Source organism: Streptomyces diastatochromogenes (assembly GCF_002242805.1).
GTDB lineage: Bacteria > Actinomycetota > Actinomycetes > Streptomycetales > Streptomycetaceae > Streptomyces > Streptomyces diastatochromogenes.
Window position 1 is genome coordinate 1 of record NZ_MCGQ01000119.1, and the last position, 6,470, is coordinate 6,470.

General features: G+C 71.9%; 7 protein-coding genes. 4 read left to right on the plus strand and 3 right to left on the minus strand.

From position 1 onward, the window contains the following. Window positions 1-594: AraC family ligand binding domain-containing protein (locus tag BEK98_RS46635; RefSeq protein WP_094222879.1), on the minus strand; the 594-nt coding region annotated here is incomplete at its 3' end. 91 nt (window positions 595-685) lie between these two features. Here BEK98_RS46635 and merB point away from each other — a divergent pair. After that, entirely contained in the window at window positions 686-1,393 is a 708-nt protein-coding gene (gene merB / locus BEK98_RS46640) for an organomercurial lyase (protein ID WP_094222880.1), read from the plus strand. 15 nt (window positions 1,394-1,408) lie between these two features. Here the strand turns inward: merB and BEK98_RS46645 are convergent, their stop codons facing one another. After that, window positions 1,409-2,608, minus strand: a complete 1,200-nt coding sequence (locus tag BEK98_RS46645) for a cysteine desulfurase-like protein (RefSeq protein WP_094222881.1) — start codon at window positions 2,606-2,608, stop codon at window positions 1,409-1,411. Window positions 2,609-2,675: 67 nt separating this feature from the next. Between BEK98_RS46645 and BEK98_RS46650 the strand changes: the two genes are divergently transcribed. Next, the gene (locus BEK98_RS46650) at window positions 2,676-3,584 is read left to right on the plus strand and encodes a LysR family transcriptional regulator (RefSeq protein WP_094222882.1); all 909 of its coding nucleotides are present in this window, start codon (window positions 2,676-2,678) and stop codon (window positions 3,582-3,584) included. A gap of 17 nt (window positions 3,585-3,601) precedes the next feature. On the opposite strand, the gene BEK98_RS46655 is transcribed toward BEK98_RS46650, so the two are convergent. Next, on the minus strand, window positions 3,602-4,267 hold the full coding sequence (locus BEK98_RS46655) for a TetR/AcrR family transcriptional regulator (protein WP_094222883.1): 666 nt from the start codon (window positions 4,265-4,267) through the stop codon (window positions 3,602-3,604). Window positions 4,268-4,531: 264 nt separating this feature from the next. On the opposite strand from BEK98_RS46655, the gene BEK98_RS46660 reads away from it, so the two are divergent. Together BEK98_RS46660 and BEK98_RS46665 are read left to right on the plus strand one after the other, a co-directional pair. After that, window positions 4,532-5,308, plus strand: a complete 777-nt coding sequence (locus BEK98_RS46660) for an SDR family NAD(P)-dependent oxidoreductase (RefSeq protein ID WP_094222885.1) — start codon at window positions 4,532-4,534, stop codon at window positions 5,306-5,308. Between the two features lie 105 nt (window positions 5,309-5,413). Then, on the plus strand, window positions 5,414-6,470 hold a 1,057-nt coding region (locus BEK98_RS46665; RefSeq protein WP_094222884.1), incomplete at its 3' end, for a hypothetical protein.

Here is a 6,470-nt window from a genome sequence, read left to right on the forward strand (position 1 = left end):
GCGGGCCAGCTCGTCGGCGGCGATGTTCTCGGCGAAACGCTGCCGCAGCAGACCGCGGGCCCGTTCCATGGCGGCCAGGTCCACCCGGCCCTGCGGGTCCGGCAGACGTGCCGGACGCGTGGCGGCATCGCGGGTCAGGGCCAGCACGGTGGCGGTGAGGCGCTCCTCGACGACCAGCCGGGGTGCGTTCTCGACGACCGCGGTGTGCAGGTGGGCCACGGCTCGGGCCAGGGCCGGGTCGTCCACCACGGGGGTGTCGAAGAGCGGCAGCCCGGCGCCGCCGGGAGCCGCGTCGTGGAGGACATCCCGGAGCAGATCCTCGCCGAGGTGCAGCATCCGGTAGCGGTACCCGTGGTGGACGGCCGACTGTCCGTCGTGCGGCTCGTCCGGATTGAACGCCATGACCAGTCCGGCCGCGCTGACGTGCCGCTCCCCCCTGCACACGAACGACTGGGCTCCGTCGTCGGTGACTCCGAAGGAGTACGTGTCGTGGGCATGCATCGGATAGGCGTAGTGCTCGAAGCGGGCGTGCATGGCCTCCAGCGCAAGCCCGGGAACCCGCCAGTAGGCGGCGCGCTCCCCGGAAGGCGTCATGTCCTCATTGTCCCGCACGAGCGTTCAAGCCCCGGATCTTCTGGAGGCGCACCCTGGACCCGTCGCCCCAACCAGCGAAGGAATCACGAGAATGACCGGGAACGTCTCAGCGGCACCGTCGACCCTCCACGGGACGGAGCGGGTCCGCCTGGCCGTCTACAACGGATTCGCCCGCACCGGCCGTGCTCCGAGCGTGCCGGAACTCGCCGCACTCACCGGACTCGCCCCCGACCAGGTGCGTCAGGAACTGCGCACCCTTCACGCAAGCCATGATGTGGTCCTTGACCCGCAGGACAACGACCACGTCGTGATGGCCCACCCCTTCGCGTCCGTGCCGCTCGGCTTCTCCGTCATGGGGGCGCACACACTGTGGTGGGGCGGCTGCGCCTGGGACTCGTTCGCCCTGCCCCACCTGCTCCGGGACGAGCCCGACGTCCTGGTCGCCACGCGCTGTCCGGCCTGTGACACCCCGCACGCCTGGGTGGTCGGCCGGGACGCGCCCCCGCAAGGCGACCAGGTGGCCCATTTCCTCACCCCCATGCACCGGGCCTGGGACGATGTCGTGCACACCTGCGGCAACCAGCGCCTGTTCTGCTCCACCGACTGCGTCGACACCTGGCTGCGGCGGACGGGCCAGGAGCGCGGCTACGTCATGGATCTGGGCACCCTGTGGCGCCTCGCCCGCGACTGGTACTCCGGACGCCTGGACCCGGACTACACCCGCCGCGACCCCGTCTCCGCCACCGCCTACTTCGCCGAGGTCGGCCTGCACGGATCTTTCTGGGGGCTGCCTGACTGAGGTCCGCCCCACAGGTCAGAGAAAGGCCGCGAGACCGTCCAGGAGCCGGTCCACGTCATCCGTGGTGTTGTAGGGCGCCAGACCCACCCGCAGGGCGGGATCCTCGAGCTTCAGCGCGGTGAAGGGCTCGTACGCGTAGAACGATCCGGCGGGTGCCAGCACGTTGCGTGCGGCCAGGTGTGCCTGGGCCTCGCGCGCGTCGCGGCCTTCGAGGGTCATCAGGAGCGTCGGGGTGCGGTCGGGAGCCTTCGAGTGCAGGGTGACCGCGTCGCCGAGCGCCCGCAGGCCTTCCTCCAGCCGCGTACGCAGGTCCTGCTCGTGCTCGTGCAGGGCGCCGAGCGAGTGCGTGAGCCGTTCCCTCCGCGTGCTTCCCGTCCCCGGGTCCATCGCGGCGAGGAAGTCGACGGCCGCGGTGGCGCCCGCCAGGATCTCGTAGGGGAGCGTGCCGAACTCGAACCGCTCCGGCACGGTGTCGGGGGACGGCACGAGCTTGTCCGGGCGCAGCGTTTCGAGGAACTCGGGCGCCGCCGCGAGAACCCCGCAGTGCGGTCCGAGGAACTTGTACGGCGAGCAGACGAACAGGTCGGCCCCGAGGGCGGGTACGTCCACGAGATGGTGCGCGGCGTAGTGGACGCCGTCCACGTACACCAGGGCGCCGACCTCGTGGGCCCGGTCGGCGATTTGGCGGACGGGTGGCTTGGTGCCGAGCACGTTGGAGGCCGCCGTGACCGCGACCAGCCGGGTGCGGGGTGACAGGGCCCGCTCGTACGAGTCGAGGTCCAGCTCCGTGGTGTCGGCGTCGATCTCGATCCAGCGGACCGTCACTCCGGCGCGCTCGGCCGCCTGGACCCAGGGGCGGACGTTGGCGTCGTGGTCCAGACGGCTGAGGACGATCTCGTCGCCCGCCTTCCAGCCCTTGGCCAGATGGCGGGAGAAGTCGTAGGTGAGCTGGGTGGCGCTGCGCCCGTGGACGACGCCGCCCGCGGGCACGCCCAGCAGGTCGGCGTAGGCGGCACGGAAGTCGGCGACGGCGCGCTCGGCGTTGAGTTCGGACGTGCTGATGGTTCCCCGGTTGGACAGGGGGCCGGTCAGGGTCGCGGCGATGGCGTCGGCGACGGGGCGGGGGGTCTGTGTTCCGCCCGGCCCGTCGAAGAAGGCGAGGCCGGTGTCGAGGGAGGGGAAGTGGGCCCGCAGCGCGGTGAGATCGATGGCCATGGTCTTACTCTGGCGTCGTCACCGCGACACGTAAAGCGATGGATTCCGAAGAGAAAGTTCATGATCCATGAAGTCTCAGCCGGATCTGAAGCTCCTCGCCACCTTCCTGGCCGTGGTGCGCCAGGGCTCGATGGCCGAGGCCGCGGCGGCGCTCGGCTACGTGCCCTCGGCGGTGTCCCAGCACATCGCCGCGCTGGAACGCGACATGGGCGTCGAACTGATCGTCCGCCGCCCCGGCAGCCGGCTGATCCTCACCGCGGCCGGCCGCTCCCTCGCCCAGGCGGCCGAGGCGCTCTTCGACGCGACCGCGCGGTTCCAGGACGCCGCGAGCGGTATCGCCGACCGAGAGATCGCCGAACTGCGCGTGGGGACCTACCCCAGCGCCATGACCTACCTGCTCCCGGAGGTTCTGTCCACGCTCAGGGCTCGACGCCCCGGTCCCCGGCTCCGACTCGTCGTCGTGGAGACGGACGAAGGGGTGCCGAGGGTGAAGTCGGGGGACCTGGACCTGCTCGTCGCCTACCGCTACCTGCCCGAGGACCCGCCGGCCCCGTCCGAGGCGTTGACGATCACCCTCCTCGGGCACGAACCACTGGTCCTGGTCACGGGCGCCGAGCCGGGGCGCCGACGCCCGGTCGAGCTGGCCGAATGCCTGGACCGGGAGTGGGTCTCGGGACACGCGCACAACCCCGACCGGCGGCTGCTGCACCGCTGGGCCGGAGAACTCGGGATCGCGCCCCAGGTGACACTGGAGACCGAGGACCTGCACAGCATGCTCGCCATGATCCGGGCCGGCCTCGCGGTGGGCCTGATCCCGGCCACGCTCCTCGGCGGGCAGGACGCCGGAGTCGAGCGGGTGCTCCTGCCGGCCGGGGTCGCGCCCCTCCACCGGGAGATCCTCGCCGTCAGCCGACCCGGCGCCCGCCCCCCGATCGTCGACGAGCTGGTCACGCTCCTGGCGGGTGCCGTGGCCTGACTCTCCACGGTCGGACTTCAGCTCTCCGTGGGGTCCGTGTGCAGGTGGACGCTCAGCTCTTCGTGCGTCGGGGACGGGGGCAGCGGCCGGGTGCCGTTCGGGCGCAGTCCGTCCACGAAGATGCGCACGTGGCGGGTGGCGAGGGCGGCGGCCTGCGCTGCGGGGAGGTAGGGCATCGGGCGGCAGGCCATGGCCCCGGTGGTGATCAGGTCCATGTGGGTGGCGTCGGGCCGGATGGTCCCCTGGGCGCGGGCGTGCGTCAGCAGCTCCTCCAGCAGGGGAGCGATCCGGCCCTGGAGTTCGGCCGCTTCGCGGGTGGTGGGAACCGGCCCGCCGATCAGGGGGAGTACGAGGATGTCCCGCTCGTCGACGAGGCGTAGCAGGAACCCCTCGACGGCGGCCAGGGCGTCCTGCGGGGCGGCGTCCAGTGCCTGGTGGGCTGCCTCTATCACCAGGGCGAATCCGTCGATCACGACCTGCTGGACCAGGGCCTCGCGATCGGGGAAACGCCGGTAGAGCGTGGCGATGTTCACCCCCGCCCGGCGGGCGATCTCGTCCAGTGGCGCCGCGGTGCCCAGTTCGCGAAAGGCGGTGCGGGCGGCGGCGAGGATCTGCGCCCGGTTGCGGGCCGCGTCGGCCCTCAGGCGCGGCTTTCTGTCCTCGCCTGTGGTGCGGGAAGTCACCGTGGGCCTGTCCTTTCTCGACCGTGCGGCCGGCCCTGATCCCGGCCGGCCGACGCCTTGAGATTACGTCACCTCTGCTCACCAGGACGCCTAAGTGAAGGATTTCCTTCGCTTGGTGTTACGGTGGATGAGCCGGTCGGGAGCACGCGCCGTGGGGACCCCTCGGGTGCGCCCGCCCGCCGGCCGGCCTTCCGTTCGGGCGCCGCAGCCGTTGCCCGCAGCGATCCCCCCACCTGTCCCGAGAGAAGAGAAGTGGTGTCATCCGTGCAGAGGACACGTTTCGAAGGCAAGGCCGCAGTCGTCACCGGCGGCAGCGGTGGCATCGGCGCGGCCGTCGCACGGCGGCTGGCCGACGAAGGAGCGGCGGTGGCGATCGGCTACCGCGGCAACAAGGAGGCGGCGGACGCCCTCGTCGCCGAGCTGGTCGCAGGCGGCAGCCGGGCCGTCGCCGTACAGGCCGACGCCGCCGACCCGGAGCAGACCAGGGCGCTGATCGAACGGGCGGTGGCCGAGTTCGGCCAGCTGGACGTGCTCGCGTCCTGCGCCGGCATCGAGCACTTCGACGCTCTCGAAAGCATCACGCAGGCCGACTTCGACCGCGTCTTCGCGGTCAACACGCGCGGGCAGCTGTTCGCCGTCCAGCACGCCGCCGCCCACATGCGCGAGGGCGGCCGCATGGTGCTGACGTCCTCGGTCAGTGCCTCCAAGGCGTTCTTCCGCCACACCCTCTACGCCGCGAGCAAGGCGGCGGTGGAGTCGATGGTGCTGAACCTGTCCGCCGAACTCGGGCGGAAGGGCATCACCATCAACGCCATCGCTCCCGGCGGCACCGCAACGGACATGGCGGTCGAGTACGGGGCCAGCTACGTGCACCCCGACCTGGTGGGCAAGCAGGACCTCTCCGACTGGGTCGATGAGCAGATCGCGCTGCGACGGCTCGCGCAGCCCTCGGAGATCGCCGCCGGATACGCGTTCCTCGCCTCCGACGACGCCGCTTACATGACCGGCCGCACCCTGCAGGTCGACGGCGGCATGTTCTAGGGACAGGCCGCCGTCGACCGTAGCCCTGTCCTGCCGCAGCCCCGTCGGGAGCACACCACCGAAGGGGCTGCGGGCCCCGCCGACATCGGAAAGTTTCCTCACCTCATGCGCCACGTCACCGAGTTCCCTCCCGGTGCCCCGACCCTGATCACTCCTCCCGACCCCGGTGCGGACCCCGCGGCCGATCACGCACGACACGCCAGGCGCGCACTGGTCGACTCCGAGCCCGGCGTTCCCGGTCCGGTGCTCGCCGCGGCCGCCGGTGCCCGCAAGGCGATGCTCGTGCCCGTGATCACCGCGCTGGCGATCGGCACCGTGTTCGTCGCCGTCTATCTCGCGGCGTTCCACGCGCCGTCGGTGCGTCACCAGCCGCTGGGCATAGCCGCGCCCGACAAGGTGGCCGCCCGCACGGAACTCGCCCTCAACAACGCGGCACCCGACGGATACACCTTCTACCGCTACCCCGATGCCGAGGCCGCTCGCCAGGCCGTCACCCACGACCAGGTCCCCGCGGCCCTGGTCGCCGACGGCCGGGGGACGCGTGTCCTGGTGGCCGGCGCGCAGGGACCGTCCACGGTCTCCAGCCTCGCCACGGCCATGACGGCGGCCGTGGGCAAGCCCGTTCCCGTGAAGGACGTGCTGCCCCTCGCGGCGGGGGACTCACGCGGACTGTCGGTGTTCTACGCCGCCTTCGGCGTGGTGCTCGCCGGCTTCCTCTTCGCGGTGTCCTCGTACCAGATCGCCCCGCGCCTGCGGCTCGCCGTCCGCGTCACCTCGATGCTGGTCTTCTCCGCCGCCTCCGGCGTGATGGTGGCGCTGATCGCGCACACCGCTCTCGGCGCGCTGCCGGCCTCGTTCGCCGTGGTCACCGCCGTGGTCGGCCTGCTCGCCTGGGCGTCCGCCGCGGCGGCCGGGCTGCTGCTGCGCCTGTTCGGGCCGCTCGGCATGCCGGTGGCCTCGGTGGTGCTGCTGATCCTCGGCAACGCCACCTCCGGTGGCATCCTGCCCGCCACGTTTCTTCCCGCATGGCTCTCTCCGCTCGCGTCCGTCCTGCCACCAGCGGCAGCGGTACGGGGACTGCGCGGAGCCTCCTACTTCCACGACGCGCATCTCACGGGCGCCACGCTGACCCTGCTCGCATGGGGCCTGGGCTGCCTCACGC